Raw genomic sequence first — 24798 nt, 5'->3', positions numbered from 1 at the left:
GGTCCGGTGAGCCTGCTCGTCTCCCTCGCGGTGCTCGGCGGGCTCGCCGCGGGCGCTCCGCTGCTCACCCGGGCCCTGGGGCGCAACGCCGGCTACGTCCTGGCCGCCGGCTTCCTCGCCGTCGCCGGCGTGCTGGCCGCGCACGCGCCGACGGTCCTCGACGACCGCACCGTCGACTGGGGCGTCGAGTGGGTCCCCGAGCTCGGGGTCTCCCTGGCGCTGCGGCTGGACGGCGTCTCGCTGGTGTTCAGCCTGGTCGCGCTCGTCGTCGGTGCCCTGGTGATGGCCTACTGCTGCCGCTACCTCTCCGACACGGCCGCGCGCGGCCCGGTCTACCCGCTGCTCACGCTCTTCGCCGCCGCGATGGTCGGGCTGGTGCTCGCCGACGACCTGGTGCTGCTCTACGTGTTCTGGGAGATCACCACCCTCTGCTCCTTCGCCCTGGTCTCCACCGCGGGCGCGAAGGCCGCCGGGCCCGGCCGGCACGCGCTGGTGGTCACCGTCGTCGGCGGGCTGGCGCTGCTGGTCGCCGTCGTCCTGCTGACCCTGGCCGCCGGCACCACGCGGCTGTCCGCCGTCCTCGCCGACCCGGCGGCCGTGCTGGACAGCCCCTACGCCGTCGCGGTCGCGGCCTGCGTCGCGGTCGCGGCGTTCACCAAGAGCGCGCAGTTCCCGTTCCAGTCGTGGCTGCCCGGGGCGATGGTCGCGATGACCCCGGTCAGCGCCTACCTGCACGCCGCGACGATGGTGAAGGCCGGCATCTACCTGCTGGTCCGGATGAGCCCGCTGTTCGCGGGGCAGACCGCGTGGTCGGCGGTGCTGATCACCGTCGGGCTGACCACCGCCCTGCTCGGGGCGGTGCAGGCACTGCGCGAGCACGACCTCAAGGCGGTGCTGGCGCGCTCCACGGTCAGCCAGCTGGGCCTGCTCGTCGCCGTCATCGGGGTCGGCACCGCGACCGCGCTGGCCGCGGCGCTGCTGCACACCGTGGCGCACGCGCTGTTCAAGGCGACGCTGTTCATGCTCGTCGGGATCATCGACAAGGAGACCGGCAGCCGCGACGTCCGCGAGCTCTCGGGACTGCGCACGGTCATGCCGTGGACGGCGGCCGCCACCGCGGTCGCCGCGCTGTCGATGGCCGGGGTACCGCCGATGCTCGGGTTCGTCAGCAAGGAGTACCTCTTCATGGGGCTCCTCTCCGCCGACGTCACCCCGTGGGCCGGCCCCGTCGCCGGCGCGGTGGCGGTGATCGCCTCGGCGCTGACCTTCGCCTACGGCGCCCGCATCGTCTGGGGCGCCTTCGGCGGACCGGTCGAGCAGCCCGACCTCTACGAGCCCGCACCGGCCTTCCTCGCGCCCGCCGCCGTCGCCGCGGCCGTCGGGGTCGCCGCCGGCCCGGCCGTGTCGCTGCTCGACCCGGTCATCGACAGCGCCACCACCGACGCGCTGCCCGGGTCCACCCCGCCGTCGGTCTACGCCTGGCACGGGCTGAGCCCCGAGCTCGCCATGTCGACGGCCACCGTCGCCGTCGGGCTCGTGCTGTTCTGGCAGCGCGACCGGGTCGACGCCGCGCTGCAGCGGCTCCGGCTCCCCGACGGGCCCGCGCTGTTCACCCGCGGCCACGACGCCCTGCTCGCGCTCGGTGGCCGGGTGGGTGCCCCGGACCGGTCGCCCACGCTGGCCGCGCACCTGGCCCGGCCGCTGCTCGCCGTGGTCGCGCTCGGCGTCGTCGGGCTGGTCACGGTCGGCCCGCTGCCCGGTCGGGTGGACGCCGGGGACCCCGGCCGCTGGCTGGTCGTCGCGCTGCTGGCCGCCGCCGTGCTCGGCACCGTGCTGGCCACCCGCACCGTCGCGCTGGTCGCCCTGGTCGGGGTCACCGGCCTGTTCGTCGCACTGTGGCTGCTGCTGTCCGGCGCGCTGGACGTCGCGATCACCCTGCTGCTGGTCGAGGTGCTCACGGCCGTCGTCCTCGTGCTGGTCCTGCGCGGCCGGCCTCTGCGGCTGCCGGCACCCGGCCCGCGGCGCCGGCCCGCCGCCGTCCTGGCGGTCGCGGTCGGCCTGGTCGCCGCCGGCGCGACGGCCGCGCTGACCGGACGGCGCGAGCTGTCCGCGGCCGGCACCTTCTTCCTGGACCGCGCCGAGGAGCTCACTGGCGGCACCAACGTGGTCAACACCGTGCTGGTCGACTTCCGCGGCCTGGACACGCTGCTGGAGTCCGTCGTCGTCGGCGTCGCCGCGCTCGGCCTGCTCCTGCTGGGGTCGGCCACCGTGCCGCACCCCACCGACACCGACGACGTGCTGCTGCGGGTGGGCACGCGGCTGCTCGCCCCCGGGATGCTGCTGCTGTCGGCCTGGCTGCTGTGGCGCGGGCACGACCAGCCCGGCGGCGGTTTCATCTCCGCGCTGGTCGCCGGGATCGCGGTCGCGCTGCGGCAGCTCGCCTCGGGCACCGTCCCGACCAGCCGGTGGCTGCGGCCCCGCGTGCTGCTCGGGGCCGGCGCCGTGCTGTCCGTCGGCGTGGGGGTGGCCCCGCTGGCGGTCGGCGACGCACTCCTCACGCCGTTCTCCCTGCTGCCGTCCCTGAGCTCGGCGCTGGTGTTCGACGTCGGCGTCTGGCTGATGGTGCTGGCGCTGGTGGTGGCCGTCGTGCAGGCGCTGGGTGCTCGGCCCCGGCACGAGCTCGAGGGGGCGGCGGCGTGACCGCGGCGGTGGCCGTCGGCCTCCTGGTGGCCGGCGGGGCCTACCTGGTGCTGCAGCGGGGGCTGCTCCGCGTCGTCCTGGGGTTCGTGCTCCTGGGGCACGCGATGGTCGTGCTGGTGCTGGCCGCCGGTGGTGACCGGGGCGGGTTCGCGCTGCCCGGCAACGGCGCGGGCGAGACGGCCGACCCGCTGCCCCAGGCGTTCGTGCTCACCGCGGTGGTCATCGCCTTCGCGGTCACCGTCTACCTGCTCGGGCTGCTGCGGGCCGGCTCCGACGAGCCCGACGACGACGCCCGGGGCCCGTCGTGAACGCCCTGGTCGTCGCGCCCGTGGCGCTGCCGCTGGTGGCCGCCGCGGTGCTGCTGCTGGCGCCACGGTCGACGGTGCTGGCCCGCGTGCTCGGCATCGGCAGCACCGCCCTGGTGGTGGTCGCCGCCGCGGTGCTGCTGGCCCGCACGCTGGGCGGCGAGGTCCCGGTGGCGCAGATCGGCGGGTGGCCGGCGGGGATCGCGATCGTGCTGGCGCTGGACACCTTCGGGGCCCTGGTGCTGCTGCTCACCGCCGCGGTCACCCTGCTCGGGCTGGTCTACGCGATCGGCACCGGCGAGGACCGCGAGCGCACCTTCACCCCGCTGGTGCTGGTCATGTCGGCGGGCGTCTCCGGGGCGTCGTCGACGGCGGACCTGTTCAACCTCTTCGTCTTCGTCGAGGTCGTGCTCATCCCGAGCTACGTGCTGCTCACCCTGGCCCGCCGCCGGCAGCGCATCGCCGGCGCCCGGCTGTACGTGAGCGTGAACCTGCTGGCCTCGACGCTGTTCCTCGGCGGGATCGGCCTGCTCTACGGCGTCACCGGCACCGTCCAGCTCGGGCAGCTGGCCGGGGTCGCCGCCGGGAGCGCCCCCGCCGCGCTGGCCGCGACCCTGCTGCTGCTGGCGATGGGCATCAAGTCCGCCGTCGTCCCGCTGCACTCGTGGCTGCCCGGGTCCTACTCCGTGGCGGGGCCGGCGGTGACCGTGCTGTTCTCCGGGCTGCTCACCAAGGTCGGGCTCTACGCGCTCTTCCGGCTGTACGCGGTGCTCTTCGACGGCGACCGGCGCTTCCTCTGGGTGGTGCTCGTCGTCGCCGTCCTCACGATGGTGGTCGGGGTGCTGTCGGCCGTGGGGGCGACGGCGGTCCGGCCGGTGCTGACCGCGCACATGGTCAGCCAGATCGGCTACGTGCTGGTCGGCCTGGGCCTGTCCACGGTGGCCGGGCTGGCCGCCGCGACCTTCTTCCTGGTCCAGTACGTGCTGGTCAAGGCGGCGCTGTTCATGGTCGGCGGGGCCGTCGAGGTGCGCTACGGCACCGACGTGCTGGCCCGGCTCGGTGGCGGGCTGGTGCACCGCGAGCGTTGGCTGGCCGTCGCGTTCGCCGGTGCGGCGCTCGCCCTCGTCGGCATCCCGCCGACCTCGGGTTTCGTGGCCAAGCTGCAGCTGGCCACCGCCGCGGCCGCCGACGGGCCGTGGTGGGTGCTGCTCGCCGTCGTCGCGGTCAGCGCGGTGACCCTGGTGTCGATGCTCAAGCTGTGGAACGGCGTCTTCTGGGGCGAGCCGTCCCCGCTGCCCGCCCCGGCGGGCCGGGTGCCGGCGACGCTGCTGGGCCCGCCGCTGCTGCTGGCCGGCGCCGCGGTGGTGCTCGGCCTCTGGGCGCAGCCCCTGCTGGCCGCGGCGACCGTCGCCGGGGAGCAGCTGGCCGACCCGTCGGCCTGGGTCGCGGCGGTGACCCGGTGAGGCCGCTGGCGCTGGCGGCCTTCGCGGCGTGGTACCTGCGCCAGTTCCTGGTGGCCAACGTGGTGGTGGCCGGCCACGTGCTCCGCCCCCGGCTGGCGCACCGCCCCGTCGTCGTCCGGTACGAGCTGCGGAGCCGGACCGACGGCGAGGTGGCCAGCTTCATCGCCCTGGTCAGCCTCACCCCCGGCACCTTGGTGGTGGACCGCAGCACCGGCGTGGTCACCGTGCACGCCGTGCACGCCCGCGACAGCGCGCAGGAGCTGGCCGACCTGCGCGAGCTGGAGGAGCGGATGCTCGCCGCGTTCGGCCGGACCGGGAGGACCTCGTGATCGCCCAGGACGTCGTGCTCGACACCGCCCTCGTGCTGCTGGCGCTGTGCCTGGTGGTCGCCGCCGTCCGGGCGGTCGTCGGCCCCACCGACGCCGACCGGGTGCTGGCCGTGGACTTCGGCTTCCTGGTCACGCTCTGCGCGGTCGCGCTGCTGGCGGTCCGGCTGCGCACCCCGGCGCTGCTGGACCTGGTGCTGGTCGGCACCCTGGTCGGGTTCCTGGCCACGGTCGCGCTGGCCCGGCTCGTGGCGAGGCGGTCGCGGTGACCCTGCAGACGGTGGCCGGCGACGTGCTGCTGGGGCTCGGCGTGCTGCTCGTGGTCGTCGCCGCGGTGGGCCTCGTCCGGATGCCCGACGTCTACAACCGGACCAACGCCGTCGCCAAGGCCGGCGGGCTCGGGCTGGTCCTGGTGCTGCTCGGCGTCGTCGTCCTCTCCCCCGGCCCGACCGCCGTCGTCGTCCTGCTGCTCGCCGTGGCGCTGCAGCTGTTCACCGTGCCCATCGCCGGTCTCGAGATCGGCCAGGCCGCCCGGGTGTCAGGCGCGCCGTTCGCGCCCGGGACCGGCACCTCGCCCGGCGCGGACCTCCCGGACGGCGAGCCCGGCCGCGGCCACGACGGTGACCGGTAGGCAGAACCACAGCAGGACGGCGCTGAACGGCCCCAGCGCGTCGTGGTCGGCGGAGTCCAGCACCAGGTAGGCGGTGTAGGCGACGAACCAGGCCAGCAGCACCGCACCCTCGGGCCGGCTGACCAGCGAGCCCGTCCACAGCACGACGCCCAGCGCGACGGTCGCCGCGGCCATCACCGGCACGTCGAACCGCACGGCCGCGGGGTCGACGGCGATGCCGCCGGGCAGCGCCAGCGCCGGGATGCCGAGCACCATGCCGATGTTGGCCACGTTGCTGCCGACGACGTTGCCCACCGCCAGCTGGGTGTCGCCCTTCACCGCGGCGAGCACCGCGGTGGTGATCTCCGGCAGCGCGGTGCCCACCGAGACCACGGTCAGCCCGATCACCAGGTCGGACAGACCGAGGGACGCCGCGATGGTGCTGGCGGAGTCGACCAGCCAGTTCGCGCCCAGGACCAGCAGGCCCACCCCGGCCAGCAGCGCGAGGACGTCGCGCACCGGGTGCGGGTCCCCCGGTGACGCCTCCTCGGCGGGTGCCCGCCGGCCGCGCACCACGGCGGCGGCCAGGTAGCCGAGCACCCCCAGGGTGAGCAGGGCGCCGTCCCACCGGCCGAGACCGCCGTCCAGGCCGAGGACGAGCAGCGCCACCGCCAGGCCCAGCGCGACCGGCAGGTCGAGGCGCAGCAGCGCTCGGTCACCGGTCTGCGGCCGGACCAGGGCGGCGACGCCGAGCACCAGCAGGATGTTGACGGTGTTGCTGCCCACCGCGTTGCCGACCGCCAGGCCCGGCGACCCGGACAGCGTCGCGTCGACGGAGACGGCCAGCTCCGGCGCGCTGGTGGCGGTGGCCACCACGGTCGCCCCGACCACCAGGGGCGAGAGGCCGCACGCGCGGCCCAGGCCGCTCGCCCCGCGGACCAGCAGCTCGCCGCCCGCCACCAGCGCGACCAGGCCCGCCACCAGCAGGAACACCAGCACGGCCGGATCGTCGCACCCCTCCGACGGACCGGCTCGTCCGCGCGGCGGCGGGCCACCCCGACCGGTACTGTGGTGGACGGTGCGCCGGGAAGTCTGGTCGGCAACTCCTCGACCGACCCCTGCACCCGGAGCCGCTCTGTGTCCTCCCCCACCCGCCTGTTCGCCCGAGGCACCTACGGCGAGGCCACCCGCATCGCCGCGCTGCTGCGCAAGGAGACCGTCGGCGGCGTCCTGCTGATCGCCGGCGCCGTCGCCGCCCTGGTCTGGGCCAACACCCCCTGGGCGTCGGCGTACGAGGGGCTGCGCGACACCGTCGTCGGCCCGGCGTCCCTGCACCTGGACCTGTCCCTGGGCACCTGGGCGGCCGACGGCCTGCTGGCGATCTTCTTCTTCGTCGCCGGCCTCGAGCTCAAGCGGGAGTTCGTCGCCGGCGACCTGCGCGACCCCCGCAAGGCCGCCCTGCCCATCGCCGCCGCGGTGGGCGGCATGGCCGTGCCCGCGCTGATCTTCACGGTCATCAACCTGCGCAGCGACGGCGGGCTGGCCGGCTGGGCCATCCCCACCGCCACCGACATCGCCTTCGCCCTCGCCGTGCTCGCGGTCATCAGCACCCACCTGCCGGCCGCGCTGCGCACCTTCCTGCTGACCCTGGCCATCGTCGACGACCTGCTCGCCATCACGGTGATCGCGGTCTTCTACACCTCGTCGCTGTCCTTCGGCCCGCTCGCGCTGGCCTTGATCCCGCTGGCGCTGTTCGCCGTCGCGGTGCAGCGGCGCATCCGCTCCTGGTGGGTGCTGCTGCCCTTGGCCGCGGCCACCTGGGTGCTGGTGCACGAGTCCGGCGTGCACGCCACCGTCGCGGGCGTCCTGCTGGCCTTCACGGTCCCGGTCGTGCGCAGCGAGGCCGCCGGCGGTCCGGACGCCGGCCCCGGGCTTGCCGAGCACTTCGAGCACCGCATCCGGCCGATCTCCGCGGGCATCGCCGTCCCGGTCTTCGCCTTCTTCTCCGCCGGTGTCACGGTGGGTGGGCTGTCGGGCCTGGGCGCCTCGCTCACCGACACCGTCGCGATCGGCATCGTCGTCGGCCTGGTCGCCGGCAAGGCCATCGGCATCACCGGCGCGACCTGGCTGGTCAGCCGGTTCACCCGCGCCCGCCTGGACACCGACCTGCGCTGGCCGGACGTCGTCGGGCTCTCGCTGCTGGCCGGCATCGGGTTCACGGTCTCCCTGCTCATCGGCGAGCTGGCCTTCGGCGCCGGCTCGCTGCGGGACGAGCACGTCAAGGTCGGCGTGCTGACCGGCACCCTGCTCGCCGCGCTGCTGGCCACCGCCGTCCTCAAGCCCCGCGACCGCGTCTACCGCCGCATCGCCGAGGCCGAGGCCCGCGACGACGACGGCGACGGCATCCCCGACGTCTACCAGGAGCACGGCCGCGCGGTGGACCGGACCTCCCCGCGGGAGACCGTGGACGAGGCCGCCGCCCGCAAGCGCTCGACCGGTCCGACCGGCTGACACCGCCCCGACGGAGGACAGGAGCGACCGTGCCCGGGACCCTCATCGCCGGCCTGGTCGGGGTCGCTGCCGGCCTCATCGCGTGGCGGGCCCTGCCGCTGCGCGGGCACATGATCTGGCTGCCGGCCGTCATCCTCGGCTCGGTCGGTGCCTTCGGCGGCATCGGCCTGGCCGCCGCCGCGGTCACCACGACGACCCCGCTCCCCAGCGGCTGGGTGGCCTGGGTCTCCGCTGCCGCGGGCGCCGCCCTGGTGAGCGGGGTCTGGGTGGCTGCCAGCCGTCGCCGGCTCGCCCGGGACCCCGAGGCCTGACAGCGGGTCACCCCGGAGACGACGAAGGCCGCCCTCCCGGGGGAGAGCGGCCTTCGTCGATCGGGTGGAGCTGAGGGGACTCGAACCCCTGACCCCCACACTGCCAGTGTGGTGCGCTACCAGCTGCGCCACAGCCCCTTGCGACCCGGTCTGGTGTGTCCGAGCCGTCGACAACCATACAGTCCCCGAGCCGCCGCCCCGCAGGGGGGTCCCGGTCACCGGCGTGTCATCGAGTGGCACCTCAGCGGGCGTGCGGGTCGCCCGCACGCCCGCTGGTGTGCCACTCGGCGGAGCACTCAGCCGAAGGCGCGGTCCAGGGCCAGGTTGAGGTCGAGGACGTCGACGCCGGGCGCCCCGATGAACCCCAGGTCACGGCCGTGCGTGGCCTGCTCGACCAGCGCCTCGACGTCGGCCGGCGACACCCCGCGCGCGGCGGCCACCCTCTCCACCTGGATGGCGGCGTAGGCCGGCGAGATGCCGGGGTCCAGGCCGGACGCCGACGTCGTCACCGCGTCGTCGGGCACCTGCGACTCCGGCACCCCGTTGAACGACGCCACCTCGGCGCGGCGGGACGCCACGGCCTCGGCCAGCTCCGACGACGAGGGCCCCAGGTTGGACCCGCCGGACGCCGCACCGTCCCAGTCCCCCGCCGACGGCCGCGACTGGAAGTACTGCGCCAGCGGCGACCCGTCGGCGGACACGAAGCCCTGGCCGAGCAGCGACGAGCCGACCACGGTGCCGTCGGCCGAGGTGACCAGCGACCCGTCGGCCCGCCCGGGGACAGCGACCTGGGCGAACCCGGTCATCAGCAGCGGGTAGGCCAGGCCCAGCACCACGGTGGCCAGCAGCACGGCCCGCAGGCCGGCGATCAGTTGACGAGTCATCACGAGATCCCTGGGACGAGCGACACGAGCAGGTCGATGGCCTTGATCCCGACGAAGGGCAGCACCACGCCGCCGACGCCGTAGACCAGGAGGTTGCGGGACAGCAGGGCCGAGGCCGTCCCGGGCCGGTACGTCACGCCCTTGAGGGCCAGCGGCACCAGCGCCACGATGATCAGCGCGTTGAAGACCACCGCGGAGAGGATCGCGGACTCCGGCGAGTGCAGCCGCATCACGTTGAGCACGTCCAGGCCCGGGAAGACCGGGGCGAACATCGCCGGCAGGATCGCGAAGTACTTCGCCAGGTCGTTGGCGATGGAGAACGTGGTCAGCGAGCCGCGGGTGATGAGCAGCTGCTTGCCGATGGCCACGATCTCGATCAGCTTCGTGGGGTCGCTGTCGAGGTCGACCATGTTGCCGGCCTCCTTGGCCGCCGACGTCCCGGTGTTCATCGCGACGCCGACGTCGGCCTGGGCGAGCGCCGGGGCGTCGTTGGTGCCGTCCCCGGTCATCGCGACCAGCCGGCCGCCCTCCTGCTCCTTGGCGATCAGCGCCAGCTTGTCCTCCGGCGTCGCCTCGGCCAGCACGTCGTCCACCCCGGCCTCGGCGGCGATCGCCCGCGCGGTGGCCTCGTTGTCGCCGGTGATCATCACGGTGCGGATGCCCATCCGGCGCAGCTCGTCGAAGCGCTCGCGCATCCCGGGCTTGACGACGTCCTTGAGCTCGATGACGCCGAGCACCCGGGCGCCGTCCGGCCCGTTCTCCGCGAGCACCAGCGGCGTGCCGCCGGCCGTCGAGATCTCGGTGACCGACGTCCCGGCCTCGGCGGGCACGTCGCCCCCGAGGGAGCGCACCCAGGCCTGCACGGCCCCGGCCGCGCCCTTGCGCAGTTGGCGCCCGCCGGGCAGGTCGACCCCGCTCATCCGGGTCTGCGCGGTGAACTCCACGAACTCCGCCCCCGCGGGGCGGTCGACCGCTCCCCCGCCGAGGACGACGACCGACCGGCCCTCGGGTGTCTCGTCGGCCAGCGACGCGAGCACCGCGGCCTGCGCGACCTCCTCGACGGAGGCGTCCCCGACCGGCACGAAACGGGCGGCCTGCCGGTTGCCCAGCGTGATGGTGCCGGTCTTGTCCAGCAGCAGCGTGCCGACGTCGCCGGCGGCCTCCACGGCCCGGCCGCTCATCGCCAGCACGTTGCGCTGCACCAGCCGGTCCATCCCGGCGATGCCGATCGCGCTCAGCAGCGCACCGATGGTGGTCGGGATCAGGCAGACCACCAGCGCGATGAGCACGGTGGTCGACTGGCCCGCGCCCGACCAGGCGGCGATCGGCGCCAGCGTCACCACGGCCAGCAGGAAGACGATGGTCAACGACGACAGCAGGATGTTCAGCGCCACCTCGTTGGGCGTCTTCTGCCTCGAGGCGCCCTCGACGAGTGCGATCATCCGGTCGACGAAGGTCTCGCCCGGCTTGCTGGTGATGGTGACGACGATGCGGTCCGAGAGGACCGTGGTCCCGCCGGTGACGGCGCACCGGTCGCCGCCGGACTCGCGGATCACCGGCGCGGACTCACCGGTGATGGCCGACTCGTCGACGCTGGCGATGCCCTCGACGACGTCGCCGTCCCCGGGGACGACCTGGCCGGCGACCACGACGACCCGGTCGCCGGGCCGCAGGTCGGCGGCCGGCACCTCGCGACCGTCCTCCAGCACCGCGACGGCGGTGGTCTTGGCCTTGCGCAGCGACGCGGCCTGCGCCTTGCCGCGGCCCTCGGCGACGGCCTCGGCGACGTTGGCGAACAGCACGGTCAGCCACAGCCAGACCGCGATCGACCAGCCGAAGACCGACGGGTGCAGCACGGCCAGCACGGTGGAGAACACCGAGCCGACCCAGACGGTGAACACGACGGGCTGGCGCACCAGCCCGCGCGGGTCGAGCTTGCGGACCGCGCCGGTGAACGCCGGCGCCCACTCGATGGTGGGCTTCGCGGTCTCCGGAGCGGGTGCCCGGTCGAGCACGGGGGTGGTCATGACAGCCCTTCGGCGAGAGGCCCGAGTGCGAGCACCGGGAAGTAGGTGAGCCCGACGACCACGAGGACGACGGCGGTGAGCAGCCCGGCGAACAGCGGGCGGTGGGTGGGCAGGGTGCCGGTGGTGACCGGGACCTTCCCCTGCGCGGCGAGCTTCCCGGCCAGCGCGACGACCAGGATGATCGGCACGAACCGGCCGAGCACCATCGCCAGCCCCAGCGCGGTGTTGTAGAAGGGCGTGTTGGCGCTGAGCCCGGCGAAGGCGGAGCCGTTGTTGTTGCCGGCCGAGGTGAAGGCGTAGAGCACCTCGGAGAGCCCGTGCGGGCCGCTGTTGAGCATCCCGGCCTGCCCGGCGGGCACCGCGATCGCGATCGCCGTGCCGGTGAGCACGATGGCCGGGGTGGTCAGCAGGTAGAGGCTGGCCAGGGTCATCTCGCGGCGGCCCAGCTTCTTGCCCAGGTACTCCGGCGTGCGGCCGACCATGAGGCCGGCGACGAAGACGGCGACGACGGCGAGCACGAGCATCCCGTACAGGCCCGAGCCGACCCCGCCCGGCGCGACCTCGCCGAGCATCATGTTGAACAGGGTCACCATGCCGCCCAGCGGGGTGTAGCTGTCGTGCATGGAGTTGACCGCGCCGGTCGAGGTGAGCGTGGTCGACGCGGCGAACAGCGAGGACAGCGGGCCGCCGAAGCGGACCTCCTGGCCCTCGGGGAGCGCGCCGGCCTGGAAGGCGTTGACCAGCGCCAGCGAGATGCCGGCCAGCAGGCCCATCACGCCGAGGATCGCCAGGCCCTGCGTGCGGTCCCCCACCATCTTCCCGAAGGTCCGCGGCAGCGAGAACGGGATGACCAGCATCAGGAAGACCTGGAACAGCGACACCCACGCGGTCGGCCCCTCGAAGGGGTGCGCGGAGTTGGCGTTGTAGAACCCGCCACCGTTGGTGCCCAGTTCCTTGATCGCCTCCTGCGAGGCGACCGGCCCGCCGGGGACGAACTGCGACCCCCCGGTGAGCGTGGTGACGTCGCCTCCGGCGCGCAGGTTCTGCACGACCCCGCCGAGCACCAGGACCACGGTCGCGAGGACGGCGAGGGGCAGCAGCAGCCGGACGACGGCGCGGGTGATGTCGACCCACGCGTTGCCCAGCCGGTCGGTGCCGCGGCGGACGAACCCGCGCACCAGCGCCACGAGGACGGCCAGGCCCACGGCCGCGGAGACGAAGTTCTGCACCGCGAGGCCGGCCATCTGGACCAGGTGGCCCATCGTCGACTCACCGGCGTAGCCCTGCCAGTTCGTGTTGGTCACGAAGCTGATCGCGGTGTTCCAGGCGTTGGCCGGCTCGACCGCGGCCATGCCGTTGCCCAGCGGGAGCAGGCCCTGCAGTCGCTGGAGGGCGTAGAGCACCAGCACGCCGACCAGCGAGAAGGTCAGGACGCTGCGCAGGTAGGTGGGCCAGCGCTGCTCGGCGCCGGCGTCCACCCCGACCAGCCGGTAGGTCAGCTTCTCGACCCGCCAGTGCTGCTGCGCGGTGAAGACCCGGGCCATCCAGTCGCCCAGCGGCCTGTGCACCACCGCGAGCGCCACGACCAGCAGGCCCAGCTGCAGCCACCCGGCTGCGGCCGACCCCATCAGAACCGGTCCGGGAACAGCAGGGACGCCAGCAGGTAGCCGGTCAGCCCGACCGCCACCGCCAGACCGATCCAGGTCTCGATCACAGCCGCTCCACCCCGCGCACGGCCAGGGCCAGCAGCCCGAAGACCGCCAGCGTGAGGAGCACGTAGACCACGTCGGTCACCGTTGTCGCCTTCTCTCGTCTCCGGGACCGGCTCCGCACCGGTCCCACGCGGTCGGCGACGCTAGGAGCGGCCGGCCCGGTTGCACCCGGTCTTGACGCGTCCTTGACGCCGCGCTGCGCCGCCCTTGACGCCGTCCTGACGGCCGGTGACCCGCGCAACCCGGTTGACCGGGCGCGGCACCCTGGAGGGGTGCGGGTGGTGTTCGAGCGGATGGCCGACCGGCGGCCGGTGGTCACCCCGCTGACCCGGGACGACGGCGTCGCGTTCACCCTCCGCGGCGCCGGGGGCGGCGAGGACCTGCCGCACGACCTGGTGCACCTGCTGGTGGAGACCGAGCTGGGGGTGCGCGACGGCATCTGGGGCTGCATCGCCGACGGCGTGGTGTGGGGCTCGATGACCCACGTGTCGGGCCGGCAGCCGCCGCAGGCCCGCCCGCGGTCGGAGAGGCTCAAGAAGGAGCGGCGCGACGCGATCGGCCGGGCCGAGACCCTCGCCGACGCCGTCGCCCGGCTCTCCCGCGGTGAGGCTGTGCCCGCGCAGCAGGTGGCCTGGGTGCCGGCCGCCGAGCTGCACCGGGCCGCCGCCGCGCTGCGGGAGGCCCGGTCCCGCTGGCGCGCGCTGCGCCCCGGGGAGACCTGGGACCTGGAGTGGCGTCACCCCCGCGGGCGATCCTGACGAGTCCTTGACGCCCGCCTCGACCTGCTGGGCGGCGGGGCGGGTGATCATGGGTGCATGGGCCGGGGCACGTTGCGCGTCTACCTGGGCGCCGCACCGGGCGTCGGGAAGACCTTCGCCGCGCTCGGCGAGGCACGCCGCCGCGCCGAGCGCGGGGCCGACGTCGTCGTCGGCGTGGTCGAGACGCACGGCCGGGACCGGACGGCCGCCCAGCTCGAGGGCCTGGAGGTCGTGCCCCGCGCGACCGTCACCCACCGCGGCGTGGCGCTGTCCGAGCTGGACGTCGACGGCGTGCTGGCCCGCCACCCCGAGGTGGTGGTGGTCGACGAGCTCGCCCACTCCAACGCCCCCGGCTCGCGCAACGAGTACCGCTGGCAGGACGTCGAGGAGTTCGTCGCCGCCGGCATCTGCGTGATCACCACGGTGAACGTGCAGCACCTGGCCAGCCTCACCGACGTCGTCGCGCAGATCACCGGCGTCACCCAGGGCGAGACCGTGCCCGACGAGGTCGTCCGCCGGGCCGACCAGGTCGAGCTGGTCGACATGTCGCCCGAGGCGCTGCGCCGGCGGCTGGCGCACGGCAACGTCTACCCGCCCGAGCGGGTGGATGCCGCGATGGGCAACTGGTTCCGCATCGGCAACCTGACCGCGCTGCGCGAGCTGGCGCTGCTGTGGCTGGCCGACCGGGTCGACGAGGGCCTGCGCCGCTACCGCGCTGAGCACGACATCGACCACGTCTGGGAGACCCGCGAGCGCGTCGTCGTCGCCCTCACCGGCGGGCCCGAGGGCGAGACGCTCATCCGGCGGGCCTCCCGGGTCGCCCGCCGGCAGGGCGACGGCGACCTGCTGGCCGTGCACGTGCTGCGCTCCGACGGCCTGACCGGCGCCTCCCCCGCCGCGCTGCGCGCGCAGCGGGCGCTGGTGGAGTCCCTCGGCGGCAGCTACCACCAGGTCGTCGGGGACGACGTCGCGGCCGCGCTGCTGGAGTTCGCCCGCGGCGCCGACGCCACCCAGCTCGTCGTCGGCACCTCCCGGCGCAACCGCTGGGCCCGGGCCGTCCGCGGCGGAGTGGGCGGAGCGGTCATCGCCGGCTCCGGCGAGATCGACGTGCACATCGTCACGCACTCCGCCGCGGGCTCCCGCGGGTTGCGGCTGCCCCCGCTCACCGGCGCGCTCACCGCCCGCCGCCGCTGGGCCGGGGTCGCGCTGGCCGTGGCCGGCATCCCCGCCGTCACCGCGGTGTGCCTGGCCGCGGGCCCGGCGCTGTCGCTGGCCAGCGTGCTGCTGGTCTTCCTGCTCCTGGTCGTGGCCGTCGCCCTCGTCGGCGGGCTGTGGCCGGCGCTGCTGGCCGCCGTCGTCGGGGCACTGGTCGAGAACTGGTTCTTCACCCAGCCCACCGGCCGGCTGACCGTCGCCCGGCTCGACGACCTGGTCGCCCTCGCCGGCTACCTCGTGGTCGCGGTCGCCGTGGCCACCGTGGTCGACCGGTCGGCCCAGCGGGCCACCGCGGCGGCCCGCTCCCGCGCCGAGACCGCGCTGCTGGCCTCGCTGTCCCGGTCGGTGCTGGCCGGTGGCGGAGGCATGCAGGCCATGCTGGAGAAGGTCCGGGAGGCCTTCGCGCTGCAGTCGGTCGCGCTGGTCGAGTCCGGCACCGTCGTCGGCTCCTGCGGGGAGCCGGCCGGGGACGTCGACACCGTGCCGGTCACCGACACCCTGCAGCTGCAGCTCTGCGGCCGGGCGCTGGCCCCGGGCGAGCGGCGGGTGCTGGTCGCCTTCGCCGAGCAGGCCGCGGTGGCCCTGAAGCAGGGCCGGCTGGCCGCGGCGGCCGCCGAGGCCGACCGGCTGGCCGCCGGCAACAGCATGCGGACGGCGCTGCTGGCCGCGGTCAGCCACGACCTGCGCACCCCGCTGGCCGGCATCAAGGCCGCCTCCTCCGCGCTGCGCTCCACCCAGCTGGCGCTCACCGACGACGACCGGGCCGAGCTGGTGGAGACCGTCGACGAGTCCGCCGACCGGCTGGCCGGCCTGGTCGACAACCTGCTGGACATGAGCCGCCTGCAGGCCGGGGCCGTCACGCCGGTGACCGCCCCGGCCGACCTGGTGGGCGTGGTGCACCGCGCCTTGACCTGGCTGGAGGACCCCACCCGGGTCACCGTGACCGCCCCCGACGACCTGCCGCCGGTGCTCGCCGACCCCGGCCTGCTGGAGCGCGTCGTCGCCAACCTGGTCGACAACGCCGCCAAGCACGCCCCGGCCGGCCCGCTGGCGGTCACCGCCGGCTGCCTGCCCGACCGGGTGGAGCTGCGGGTCGTCGACCGCGGCCCTGGCGTCCCCGCCGCCGACCGGGAGCGGGTGTTCGCCCCCTTCCAGCGCCTCGGCGACAGCCCGTCCGGGCACGGCGTCGGGCTGGGGCTGGCGGTGGCCCGCGGGCTCACCGAGGCGATGGGCGGCACGCTGGACGCCGAGGACACCCCCGGCGGCGGGCTGACCATGGTGCTGTCGCTGCAGGTGGCGGCATGAGCCGGGTGCTGGTCGTCGACGACGACGTGCAGCTGCTGCGGGCGCTGCGGATCACCCTGCGCGCGGCCGGCCACGAGGTGGTCACCGCCCCCGACGGGTCCACCGCGCTGCGCGAGGCCGCGGCGGCGCACCCCGACGTCGTCGTCCTGGACCTGGGCCTGCCCGACCTGGACGGCACGGAGGTGCTCGCCGGGCTGCGGCCCTGGTTCACCGGGCCGGTGCTGGTGCTGTCGGCGCGCTCGGACAGCCGGGACAAGGTCGACGCGCTGGACGCCGGCGCCGACGACTACGTGACCAAGCCCTTCGACATGGACGAGCTGCTGGCCCGGCTGCGGTCGCTGGTGCGCCGCCGGTCCGACGCCCCCGCCGAGCCGGTGGTGGTCACCGACGCCTTCACCGTCGACCTCGCCGCGCGGCAGGTGACCGTGGACGGCGCCGCGGTGCGGCTGACCCCCACCGAGTGGGCGCTGCTGAGCGAGCTGGTGCGGGCGCCGGGCCGGCTGGTCGGGCAGAAGCAGCTGCTGCAGTCGGTGTGGGGCCCGGCGTACGAGCGGGAGACCAACTACCTGCGGGTCTACCTGGCCCAGCTGCGCCGCAAGCTGGAGCCCGACCCCGCCCACCCGCGCTATCTGCACACCGAACCCGGGATGGGCTACCGCTTCACGCCCTGAGGCCTCAGATGTCGACGCCGCGGTCGCGCAGCCACTCCACCGGGTCGACCGGCTCGCCGTTCAGCCCACCCGAGTGCACCTCGAAGTGCAGGTGCGGGCCGGTGGACTGGCCGCGGCTGCCCAGCAGCGCGATGGTCTGCCCGGCCTCGACCACGTCGCCGGCGGAGACCTCGATCTCCTCCATGTGGCCGTAGATCGTCACGTCGCCGCTGACGCCGAGGATGTAGACGGCCTGGCCGTAGCCGCTGGCCGCGCCGGCCCGGATGACGACGCCGTCCTCGGCCGCGTACTCCGGGGTGAGCATCGGGGCGGCCAGGTCGATGCCGTAGTGCATCGAGCCCCAGCGCATGCAGAAGCAGGTGGTCATCCGCGCCCCGTCCACGGGGACGACCGCCTCGGGGCGGGCGGCCTCGGCGGCGGCCGCGACCTCCGCGTCGCGCTGGGCACGGGAGGCGGCCACCTCGGCGAGGCGCTGCTGTGCCTGGGCCTCGGTGATGGCCATCTGCGGCATGGCCTCGGTCTCGAAGGAGGAGTTCTCCGACGCGGCGAGCGCCTCGGCGACCGCGACGTCCTCGGTGGCCCCGGCGGGGGCGGTGCCGGGCAGGCCGAGCACCCCGGCCAGGACGCCGCCCAGGGCCAGCGCGACCAGCAGGGCCGCCGGTCGGCGGGCCCCCCGAGCCGTGCGACCCCGGTGCCCTGCGCCCTGCTCCGCCATCCCGCGTCCCCTCGCCGTCCCGCAGCCCGATGGCGCACAACGTAACGAGCCGTGACCCGGATGTGACCCCCCGTTCGGCGCGTCGTCCGCGACACGCCGTCAGGAAAATGACACCGGTGTGATTCGAGCTCAGGTGGGCGGAGGTGCCGGTGCCGGGGCGGGTACAGCGACGGGCACCCCGGTGGCGTCCCGGGCGGCGGTCCGGCGGGCCAGCACGGCCACGCCGACCACCAGCCCGACGACGCCGACCACCTGGCCGGTGGTCGCCAGCCAGCCCGGCGCGAGCCGCTCGCCGTAGACCGGCGCGGCCAGCCCGACGGCGACCAGCGGCTCGAGGATGGCCATCACCGGCAGGCACTCGATGAGCTGGCCGGACTGGTAGGCCCACTGGGCGAAGGTGATGGAGGCCGCGCCGGAGGCCAGCAGCAGGTAGGTCGTCCAGCTGGTGAGCAGCTCCCCCGGCGGGTGCGCGACCACGTCCTTGAGCAGCAGCCCGGTGATGCCGAACCCGAACCCGGCGCCCAGGCCCAGCACCAGGGCCTTGTGCGCGGCCCGCGGGCGCAGCGCCCAGACCGCGCCGAGCACCATGACCGCGGCCGCGGCGCCCACGCAGAGCAGCAACGGGCCGGGCCGGGCGTAGGCGCCGCCGTGGTCGGGGCGGGCGGAGACGACGAACAGGCCCAGGGTCACCGCGACCACCCCGGCGGCGATCCACTGGCCCCTCTCCGGCAGCAGCCGCTCGGGGTGCCGCCGGTCGACCAGCGCGCCCAGGGCGAGGGAGATGACCAGCCCGCCCGACAGCAGCGGCTGCACCACCACGACCGGGCCGAACTTCAGCGCCGCGGCGTGCAGGCAGAACCCGGCCAGCGCCGCGGCCTGGCCACCGATCCAGGCCTTGTTGCGCACCAGCTTGCCGACCAGCCGCAGCACCGCGCCCTGCGGCAGGTCCTGCCCGGCGACGGTGGCCGCCCGGTGCTGCACCACCGTGGACACGGCGAAGGCGCACGCCGAGAGCAGCGCCAGCAGCACCGAGAGGGCCAGGTTCGGCGAGCCCCGGCCGGGTGGACCGGCTGCGGCCAGCACCTCGACGACGTCGCCCACGGCTGCGAGCCTGCCACGACCGACCGCCCCGCGTCGGCCGGGGCGCGCACTCAGGCGGGCAGCGGCTCCTGCTCGACGGTGCGGGCCCGCCGGGCGGCCAGCGCGCCGCCGACGACCAGGCCCAGCCCGCCGGCCAGCAGCACCGCCACCGCGGCCCGGGCCAGCAGCGCCGGACCGGTGGCCAGCACGTTCGCCGTCCACAGCACGTCGACGTCCGGCAGGCCCTGCACGAGCAGCAGCCAGCCGGCCACGACGGCCAGCACCCCGGTCAGCCCGGCCCGGCCGCGGCGGGCGGCGCGGATGCCGAGCACGGCCACCGCGGTGACCAGCAGGGCCGGCAGCAGTGCCGACAGCACCGCGCCGGTGTGCGAGCTCTGGGTCACCGCCGGTGCCGGGGTGGCCAGCGAGTGCCACAGCGACGCGGCCGTCCCCACCGCCAGCGCGGCGGCCAGCGGGCCGGGCCCGCGCAGGCCGGCGGCCACGACGGCGACCAACAGGGCGGCGTACAGCGGCCAGACCAGCCAGCTCGGCGGCGGGGGCGACCAGGTCAGCTCACCCTCGACCGCGACGTCGGTGTCCCCGTAGGTCATCGGCACCGTCCAGGCGAACACCTGGTGGTCGCGGCCGGGGTCGGCGGCCACCGCAGGCGGCAGCTGGCCCTCGCTCATCCAGTGCGTGCGGTGGTCGTGCCAGGTGTAGGACGGCTGCGTGCTGACCTGCTCCCAGTCGGGCGCGGCCAGCGGGTCGGCGTCGGCGGGCAGCGGGGTGCGCCCGTACCGGTCGAGGTTGATGGTGGTGGCCGGGCTCAGCCGGTTGCGCCACACGCCGTCGGGCCCGATGCGCAGGTAGGGCTCACCGGAGTAGCCGGGGACGGCGAGCTCGGTGCCGGTGGTGTTGACCACCTCGAGCTCGTCGCCGAACTGCAGCACCCGCACGGTGACCCCGGGCAGCGCCGGGGTCACCGCCAGGACCCGGCCGTCGAAGTCGCTGCCGGCCCGGCCGTCGCCGACGTGCGCCGACGCCGGCCCGGCCAGCGCCAGCACGCCCACCACCCCGACCAGGACGGCGACCAGCCGGGCGCGCAGCACGCTCACTCCCCGGCGACGAGGGCCAGGTCGTGGGCGATGTCGCGGGAGGTGTTGCCGGCGTCGAAGGCCACGCTGGCCTCGCCGTCGGTGCCGTACAGCAGCAGCAGCGAGGAGTGCTGCTGCCCCATGTCCTCGGCCAGCGGGACCCCGGCGGCCAGCTGCGCGGCGTCGATCTGCGACTGGTCACCGGTCAGCCCGACGATCGCCGGGGCCGGGCCGGTGCCGAAGCGGGCCAGGTACTCCCCCAGCACCTCGGGGGTGTCGCGGGTCGGGTCGGTGGTCACGAACACCACGTGCGTCCGCTCGGCCACCGCCGGGTCGACGGTCTGCAGCGCGACGGCGACGTCGGCCATCGTCGTGGGGCAGATGTCGGGGCAGTTGGTGTAGCCGAAGAACAGCAGCGTCGGCCCGTCGGCGGTCTGCGCCGAGAAGTCGTAGGCCGCACCGGACTGGTCGGTGAGGGTGAACTCCGGCTTCTGGTACGGGTCCTGCAGGTACAGGCCGTCGTAGGGGTTGCTCGGGCCCGACACGGTGGCCGGGGCCTCGCCGCCGGAGTGGTCGTGGCCGGCGTCGGCCTCGGCGGTGCCGCCGCAGCCGGCCAGCAGCAGGCCGGCCGCCAGCAGCGCCGGCACCACCGCCCGTCGGGCCCGTCGTCGGGTGCTCACTGCCCCACGGTACGACGGCGTGCCGACAGGCCCAGGACGAGCCCGCCGAGCCCGGCGAGCAGGCCGAGGCCGCCCAGGACCAGCGCGGTGACGGCCAGGCCGTCCCCGCCGTCGTCGGTGGCCGGGGTCGAGGAGGAGGCCGTGTCGGTGGAGGTGCCCCCCGAGCCGTGGGCGTCGGCCGCCCCGCCCGAGGTGCCGGTCAGGCCCAGCACGGGCGCGGGGCTCTGCGGCTCGTCCTGGCCCTCGACGGTCGGCTCGATCCAGGCCGCCTCGGTGCCGTCGCTGTAGGTCTGCACGGTCGGCAGGGTCAGGCTGTCGGCGTCCGGGAAGGGGCCGCCCAGCAGCCGGAACTCCTGGAACTGGCCCGGCGCGATGCCCCCGCCCTCGGCGGCGGTGAACTGCACGACGCTGACCGCCTCGGTGATCGTGTCGCCGTCGGACTCGACCGGCGGGTCGAGCTGCGTAGTGGTCCGGGTGACCGTCCAGCCCGGGACCGGCTCGGCCTGCACGAAGGTCAGCGGGGTGTCGGTGGGCAGCTGGATGCGCAGCGACACGGTGCTGGCGGTGTCGCTCTCGTTGGGCACCCGGAAGGTCATCACGCCGTAGCCACCGGGGGTGGCGTCGTCGGAGGACACCCGGACGTGCGCCGAGGCGATGCCGGTGCCGGCCACGAGGGTGGCGACGGTCGCCACGGCGGCGCCGACCACGAGGACGGCGGCGCGGCGGAGGGTGCGGGACATGCTTCTCCTTCGGTGGGGGGGGTCGTCCGCGTCAGCGGACGGGGAACGTGGTCTGCGCGGTGAGCGCGGTGAACTCGTCGAGCCGGACGGAGACGGTGACCGTCCAGGTGCCGGCGGTGGGCAGGGCGGCGTCGCCGGTGGAGTGGCCGGGGCCGGCGGGCTCGAGGTCGACCTCCAGCGGGCCGATCTGCTGCTGCGGCTCGGTGAGGGTGACGCCCAGCGACTGCGGCTGGGCCAGCCGGCCCGAGGCGTCGAAGAGGTAGACGTGCAGCACGTTGGTGCCCGGCCGGGCCGGCTCCAGGGACAGCTGCACGCTGCCGTCGGTGCCGGCGGCCGACTGCAGCGGCAGGGTGACGTCGACCGGCTGGGCCAGCGCCGCCTTGGCCGGGGGCGTGCCGACCAGGACGGCCGACAGCGCCAGGACGACGGCGGCGACGGCCACCTCGATCAGCACCGACCGCCGGAAGGGCGCGACGTCGGCCACCGCGGTCTCGGTGCGCTGCGCCGCGGCGGCCTCCTCCTCGGCGCTGAAGGCGTGCGCGACGACGCTGCGCCGGCCCGGGCGCGGGGCGCCCAGGCGCTGCTGCACCCAGACCCGGCTGACGCCTGCGACGGCGAGCAGCGCGAGGACCAGGGCGAGCTTGGCGACCAGCACCCAGCCGTAGGTCGTCGACACCAGCGCGGCCGGTGACCCGACCTCGCGGACGGACTGCACGACACCGCTGACGACCAGCGCGGCCACCGAGCCCGCGGCCAGCCGGCTGTAGCGGGGCAGCGCGCTCGCCAGCTGGCCGGCGGGGACGCCCGGCCGCAGCACGACGGCCAGCAGCAGGGCCAGCCCGCCGAGCCAGACGGTCATCGCGGCCACGTGCACCGAGGTGACCACGACGGCCAGCCCCGGCAGCGGGCCGGCGACGGGGTGCCCGACCGCCGCGGTGCTGACCACGAGCCCGAGGCCGAGCAGCCCGGCGGCGCCGAGCCAGGCCCGGCCGGGCGGTCCGCCGGCGGGCCGGAGCGCGACCAGCGCGGCGAGGGCGGCCACGAGGACCGCCCGCACCAGCAGGGTAACCCCGTAGGCCGAGCCGAGGGTGGTGGCCAGCAGCTGCGGGTCGAACGCACCGGTCACCCCGGTCGCGGCCGCGTAGGGGCCCTGCAGCAGGAACGACAGCAGCGCGCCGACGCCGACCGCCCCGAGCCCGCCGACGGTGAGCAGCTGCGCCCGCCGGGAGGCCCAGCCGGCCGGCCAGCACGTCGCGAGCACGACGGGGACGCCCAGCCCGAGGGCGAGGCCGCCGAACCCGAGCCACCGGGCGACCGGGAGCAGGGTGGCCACGACCGGGTCGACGTCGGAGCCCTCCTCGACGTCGGTGGCCGCGACCAGCTCGCCGTCCCCGACCACGAAGGCGTAGGCCCCCGAGACCGGGTGCGAGTCGGCGGACACGACCCGCCAGGTGACGACGTAGCTGGCGTCGGGCAGGCCGTCGCGCAGCGGGATGGTCAGCACGTCGTCGGTGACCGAGGCGGCACCGGTGTCGACCCGCTCGCCGTCGGCGCCCAGCACCCGGGCGTAGCCGGCGCCCAGGGACACCGCCTCGTCGAACTCCAGGGTCACTTCTCCCGGCACGGCGTCCAGGCGGGCGCCGTCGGCGGGCGAGGAGGTGACCAGGGTGGCGTGCGCGCTGGCCGGGCCGGCGGTGCCCAGCAGCACCCCGAAGCCGGCCAGCAGGACGACGACCAGCCGCCTCACGCGAGCACCCGCACCCCGGCGGCCGCCCGCGCGCTGCGCCGGCGCCGGCCGCGCCACGCCAGCGTCGCGGTGAGCAGCAGCCCGACGAGCAGCAGCAGGTGCCCGACCGCCCGGTCGGCGTGCACGTGCCCGGACTCCAGGTCCGCGACGGTGGTCACGGTGAGCACCAGGGTGAAGGTCACCAGGAACGGCAGCGCGCCCGGCGCCAGCCGGGGGGCCGCGGCGCAGGCCAGGAAGGCCACGGCCAGGCCGAGGTTCCAGGCGCCGGTCTCGTGCGCCATGTGCACCGGGGCGCTCATCGCCCCGGCGCCGTCCAGCAGCGACGGCGTGGCCAGCCCGATCTGGGCGACGCCGACGGCCAGCAGCGCCAGCCGCAGGGCGGTGGTGACCAGCCGGGACCGGGCGGCCGCGGCGGCACCGGGCAGCCGGTCGGGCAGCGCGGCCAGCACCGTGGCGGTCAGGTCGGGGACGGCGGGCGCGGGCGCCAGCCGGGCGCGGCGGGTCACCGCGGCCGCGGTGGCGGCCCAGGCGGCGCAGGCCGCGCAGCCGTCCAGGTGCGCGTCGAGGGCCGCCTCGGGGACCGGGGACCCCTCGCCGTCCATCCGGGCCGACGCCGCCTCGCGGAAACGCTCGCAGTGCATGGTGTGGTGGTCGGCGCCCGGGTGCCCCCGGTTCCCGGGGGTCGGCATGGCCGTGGTCACAGGTCAGACTGGAGTGCGTGACAGGTCCCGTCGACGAGCTGGCCCGGGTCGCCCGGGACGCCGCCGACGGCGACCCGCTGGCCGCCGCGGCGCTGGTCCGCGCCACCCAGGCCGACGTGTGGCGGCTGTGCGCGCACCTGGGCGACCGGCAGTCCGCCGACGACCTGACCCAGGAGACCTACCTGCGGGCCTTCGGGTCGCTGCACCGCTTCGCCGGCCGCTCGACGGTGCGCACCTGGCTGCTGTCGATCGCCCGCCGCACCTGCGCCGACGCGATCCGCTCCCGCCGGCGGCGCCGGCTGGTGCTGGTCGGGGACGACGAGCTGCTCGAGCGCCCCGACGGCGTCGACCGCACCGGTGAGGGCGCCGCGGTCGAGGACCTGCTGGCCCGGCTGCACCCCGACCGGCGCGAGGCCTTCGTGCTGACCCAGCTGATGGGGCTGCCCTACGCCGAGGCGGCCGAGGTCGCGGGCGTGCCGGTGGGCACCATCCGTTCCCGGGTGGCCCGGGCGCGCGCCGACCTGGTCGACGCCCTGGACGACGGGCAGGACGGCGTTGCGCGGGCCAGGTGACGCGCAGGTGAACGGTTGGTGTACCCAAGGGGCCTAGGCTCCCCGCGTGCCCTTCAGCCTGACGCCCAAGGACTCGAGCTTCTACGACATGTTCACCGCCTCGGCGACGAACCTCGTGGAGGCCACCTCGGTCCTCGGTGACTTCCTGCACGACCACACGCGGCGCGACGAGCTCGCCCGCACGCTGCGCGACCTCGAGCACAAGGGCGACAACGCCACGCACGCGGTCTTCCGGCAGCTGAACTCCAGCTTCGTCACCCCGTTCGACCGGGAGGACATCTACAACCTGGCCAGCGACCTGGACGACGTCATGGACGCCATCGAGGCCGCCGCCGACCTCGTCGTCCTCACCGGGCTGGGCACGCTGCCCGCCGAGATGGGCCAGCAGGTCGCGCTCCTGCAGCGCTGCGCGCAGGTCACCGCGGACGCGATGCCGCGGCTGAAGGCGATGAAGGGCCTCTCCGACTACTGGATCGAGGTCAACAGCCTGGAGAACGAGGCGGACAAGCTCTACCGCCGGCTGCTCTCCCGCCTGTACTCCGGGGAGTTCGACGCGCTGGAGATCCTCAAGCTGAAGGAGGTGGCCGACCAGCTCGAGGAGGCCGCCGACGCCTTCGAGCACGTGGCCAACGTCGTCGAGACCATCGCGGTCAAGGAGTCCTGACCCCGCC

At 75.5% G+C, this 24798-nt stretch carries 26 protein-coding genes and 1 tRNA gene; 13 read left to right on the top strand and 14 right to left on the bottom strand.

Annotation, left to right across the window (positions count from 1 at the left end; genetic code table 11):
• The first annotated feature begins 6 nt into the window (after window positions 1-6).
• From mbhE to BM158_RS20280, 6 genes are read left to right on the top strand one after another with little or no spacing between them, the layout of a single operon-like run.
• Window positions 7-2700, top strand: coding sequence for a hydrogen gas-evolving membrane-bound hydrogenase subunit E (gene mbhE, locus BM158_RS20305; protein WP_091563938.1), 2694 nt, complete (start codon window positions 7-9; stop codon window positions 2698-2700).
• A complete protein-coding gene (locus tag BM158_RS20300; RefSeq protein WP_091563935.1) occupies window positions 2697-3008 on the top strand; it encodes a sodium:proton antiporter in 312 nt (103 codons plus the stop codon). The genes mbhE and BM158_RS20300 overlap by 4 nt, the downstream gene beginning before the upstream one ends.
• On the top strand, window positions 3005-4468 hold the full coding sequence (locus BM158_RS20295; protein WP_091563933.1) for a proton-conducting transporter transmembrane domain-containing protein: 1464 nt from the start codon (window positions 3005-3007) through the stop codon (window positions 4466-4468). The genes BM158_RS20300 and BM158_RS20295 overlap by 4 nt, the downstream gene beginning before the upstream one ends.
• Window positions 4465-4797 carry a Na+/H+ antiporter subunit E gene (locus BM158_RS21930; RefSeq protein ID WP_165629040.1) on the top strand — a complete coding sequence of 111 codons (333 nt, stop codon included), beginning with the start codon at window positions 4465-4467 and terminating at the stop codon, window positions 4795-4797. The genes BM158_RS20295 and BM158_RS21930 overlap by 4 nt, the downstream gene beginning before the upstream one ends.
• Complete coding sequence (locus BM158_RS20285; RefSeq protein WP_229827865.1) at window positions 4794-5063, top strand: MrpF/PhaF family protein; 270 nt, start codon at window positions 4794-4796, stop codon at window positions 5061-5063. The genes BM158_RS21930 and BM158_RS20285 overlap by 4 nt, the downstream gene beginning before the upstream one ends.
• Entirely contained in the window at window positions 5060-5425 is a 366-nt protein-coding gene (locus BM158_RS20280; protein WP_091563928.1) for a monovalent cation/H(+) antiporter subunit G, read from the top strand. Before BM158_RS20285 ends, BM158_RS20280 begins: the two co-directional genes overlap by 4 nt.
• Here BM158_RS20280 and BM158_RS20275 read toward each other — a convergent pair.
• The gene (locus BM158_RS20275; RefSeq protein ID WP_091563925.1) at window positions 5333-6403 is read right to left on the bottom strand and encodes a calcium/sodium antiporter; all 1071 of its coding nucleotides are present in this window, start codon (window positions 6401-6403) and stop codon (window positions 5333-5335) included. The genes BM158_RS20280 and BM158_RS20275 overlap by 93 nt on opposite strands.
• A 138-nt stretch (window positions 6404-6541) precedes the next feature.
• On the opposite strand from BM158_RS20275, the gene nhaA reads away from it, so the two are divergent.
• On the top strand, window positions 6542-7915 hold the full coding sequence (gene nhaA / locus BM158_RS20270; RefSeq protein WP_091563922.1) for a Na+/H+ antiporter NhaA: 1374 nt from the start codon (window positions 6542-6544) through the stop codon (window positions 7913-7915).
• Window positions 7916-7944: 29 nt separating this feature from the next.
• Entirely contained in the window at window positions 7945-8226 is a 282-nt protein-coding gene (locus BM158_RS20265) for a hypothetical protein (protein WP_091563920.1), read from the top strand.
• Between the two features lie 65 nt (window positions 8227-8291).
• On the opposite strand, the gene BM158_RS20260 is transcribed toward BM158_RS20265, so the two are convergent.
• The 6 genes from BM158_RS20260 to BM158_RS22780 form a co-directional block, all read right to left on the bottom strand.
• A tRNA-Ala gene (locus BM158_RS20260) sits at window positions 8292-8364 on the bottom strand.
• A gap of 158 nt (window positions 8365-8522) precedes the next feature.
• The gene (kdpC, locus tag BM158_RS20255) at window positions 8523-9110 is read right to left on the bottom strand and encodes a potassium-transporting ATPase subunit KdpC (protein WP_091563917.1); all 588 of its coding nucleotides are present in this window, start codon (window positions 9108-9110) and stop codon (window positions 8523-8525) included.
• Window positions 9110-11137: a potassium-transporting ATPase subunit KdpB gene (gene kdpB, locus BM158_RS20250; RefSeq protein ID WP_091563914.1), complete on the bottom strand. Its 2028-nt coding sequence runs from the start codon at window positions 11135-11137 to the stop codon at window positions 9110-9112. The genes kdpC and kdpB overlap by 1 nt, the downstream gene beginning before the upstream one ends.
• The gene (gene kdpA, locus BM158_RS20245) at window positions 11134-12765 is read right to left on the bottom strand and encodes a potassium-transporting ATPase subunit KdpA (RefSeq protein ID WP_091563912.1); all 1632 of its coding nucleotides are present in this window, start codon (window positions 12763-12765) and stop codon (window positions 11134-11136) included. The genes kdpB and kdpA overlap by 4 nt, the downstream gene beginning before the upstream one ends.
• A complete protein-coding gene (gene kdpF / locus BM158_RS22910) occupies window positions 12765-12851 on the bottom strand; it encodes a K(+)-transporting ATPase subunit F (RefSeq protein WP_091563909.1) in 87 nt (28 codons plus the stop codon). Before kdpF ends, kdpA begins: the two co-directional genes overlap by 1 nt.
• Window positions 12848-12970: a hypothetical protein gene (locus tag BM158_RS22780; protein WP_278247592.1), complete on the bottom strand. Its 123-nt coding sequence runs from the start codon at window positions 12968-12970 to the stop codon at window positions 12848-12850. Before BM158_RS22780 ends, kdpF begins: the two co-directional genes overlap by 4 nt.
• 151 nt (window positions 12971-13121) lie before the next feature.
• On the opposite strand from BM158_RS22780, the gene BM158_RS20235 reads away from it, so the two are divergent.
• Genes BM158_RS20235 through BM158_RS20225 form a run of 3 tightly spaced genes read left to right on the top strand, consistent with a single transcriptional unit; the run spans window position 13122 to window position 16798 of the window.
• The gene (locus BM158_RS20235) at window positions 13122-13607 is read left to right on the top strand and encodes a hypothetical protein (protein ID WP_091563907.1); all 486 of its coding nucleotides are present in this window, start codon (window positions 13122-13124) and stop codon (window positions 13605-13607) included.
• Window positions 13608-13664: 57 nt separating this feature from the next.
• Complete coding sequence (locus BM158_RS20230; protein ID WP_091563905.1) at window positions 13665-16127, top strand: ATP-binding protein; 2463 nt, start codon at window positions 13665-13667, stop codon at window positions 16125-16127.
• Window positions 16124-16798: a response regulator gene (locus tag BM158_RS20225; RefSeq protein ID WP_091563903.1), complete on the top strand. Its 675-nt coding sequence runs from the start codon at window positions 16124-16126 to the stop codon at window positions 16796-16798. The genes BM158_RS20230 and BM158_RS20225 overlap by 4 nt, the downstream gene beginning before the upstream one ends.
• 4 nt (window positions 16799-16802) lie before the next feature.
• Here BM158_RS20225 and BM158_RS20220 read toward each other — a convergent pair whose 3' ends face one another.
• The 7 genes from BM158_RS20220 to BM158_RS20190 form a co-directional block, all read right to left on the bottom strand.
• Window positions 16803-17513, bottom strand: coding sequence for a M23 family metallopeptidase (locus BM158_RS20220; RefSeq protein ID WP_091563901.1), 711 nt, complete (start codon window positions 17511-17513; stop codon window positions 16803-16805).
• 129 nt (window positions 17514-17642) lie between these two features.
• A complete protein-coding gene (locus BM158_RS20215; protein ID WP_091563899.1) occupies window positions 17643-18614 on the bottom strand; it encodes a DMT family transporter in 972 nt (323 codons plus the stop codon).
• A gap of 50 nt (window positions 18615-18664) precedes the next feature.
• Window positions 18665-19702, bottom strand: a complete 1038-nt coding sequence (locus BM158_RS20210; protein ID WP_229827866.1) for a hypothetical protein — start codon at window positions 19700-19702, stop codon at window positions 18665-18667.
• A gap of 2 nt (window positions 19703-19704) precedes the next feature.
• Complete coding sequence (locus tag BM158_RS20205; protein WP_091563894.1) at window positions 19705-20367, bottom strand: SCO family protein; 663 nt, start codon at window positions 20365-20367, stop codon at window positions 19705-19707.
• Entirely contained in the window at window positions 20364-21107 is a 744-nt protein-coding gene (locus tag BM158_RS20200; RefSeq protein WP_091563892.1) for a YcnI family copper-binding membrane protein, read from the bottom strand. The genes BM158_RS20205 and BM158_RS20200 overlap by 4 nt, the downstream gene beginning before the upstream one ends.
• A 31-nt stretch (window positions 21108-21138) precedes the next feature.
• Window positions 21139-22854 (bottom strand): copper resistance CopC/CopD family protein, encoded by a 1716-nt coding sequence (locus BM158_RS20195; protein WP_091564084.1) that lies wholly within the window; start codon window positions 22852-22854, stop codon window positions 21139-21141.
• Window positions 22851-23555 (bottom strand): zf-HC2 domain-containing protein, encoded by a 705-nt coding sequence (locus tag BM158_RS20190; RefSeq protein WP_229827867.1) that lies wholly within the window; start codon window positions 23553-23555, stop codon window positions 22851-22853. Before BM158_RS20190 ends, BM158_RS20195 begins: the two co-directional genes overlap by 4 nt.
• A gap of 17 nt (window positions 23556-23572) precedes the next feature.
• Here BM158_RS20190 and BM158_RS20185 point away from each other — a divergent pair, with 17 nt between their 5' ends.
• Together BM158_RS20185 and BM158_RS20180 are read left to right on the top strand one after the other, a co-directional pair.
• Entirely contained in the window at window positions 23573-24127 is a 555-nt protein-coding gene (locus tag BM158_RS20185; protein WP_091563889.1) for a sigma-70 family RNA polymerase sigma factor, read from the top strand.
• Window positions 24128-24173: 46 nt separating this feature from the next.
• On the top strand, window positions 24174-24791 hold the full coding sequence (locus BM158_RS20180; protein ID WP_091563886.1) for a DUF47 domain-containing protein: 618 nt from the start codon (window positions 24174-24176) through the stop codon (window positions 24789-24791).
• Window positions 24792-24798: the final 7 nt, after the last annotated feature.

It is taken from the genome of Klenkia taihuensis (genome assembly GCF_900112525.1).
Taxonomy (GTDB): domain Bacteria; phylum Actinomycetota; class Actinomycetes; order Mycobacteriales; family Geodermatophilaceae; genus Klenkia; species Klenkia taihuensis.
This window is presented reverse-complemented; position numbering and strand designations above follow the sequence as displayed.

Coding starts and splice junctions, on each gene's coding strand:
- BM158_RS20225 (WP_091563903.1), top strand. CDS start 16,124: ATGAGCCGGGTGCTGGTCGTCGACGACGACGTGCAGCTGCTGCGGGCG.
- kdpC (WP_091563917.1), bottom strand. CDS start 9,110: ATGACTCGTCAACTGATCGCCGGCCTGCGGGCCGTGCTGCTGGCCACC.
- BM158_RS20200 (WP_091563892.1), bottom strand. CDS start 21,107: ATGTCCCGCACCCTCCGCCGCGCCGCCGTCCTCGTGGTCGGCGCCGCC.
- BM158_RS20220 (WP_091563901.1), bottom strand. CDS start 17,513: ATGGCGGAGCAGGGCGCAGGGCACCGGGGTCGCACGGCTCGGGGGGCC.
- kdpB (WP_091563914.1), bottom strand. CDS start 11,137: ATGACCACCCCCGTGCTCGACCGGGCACCCGCTCCGGAGACCGCGAAG.
- kdpA (WP_091563912.1), bottom strand. CDS start 12,765: ATGGGGTCGGCCGCAGCCGGGTGGCTGCAGCTGGGCCTGCTGGTCGTG.
- BM158_RS20230 (WP_091563905.1), top strand. CDS start 13,665: ATGGGCCGGGGCACGTTGCGCGTCTACCTGGGCGCCGCACCGGGCGTC.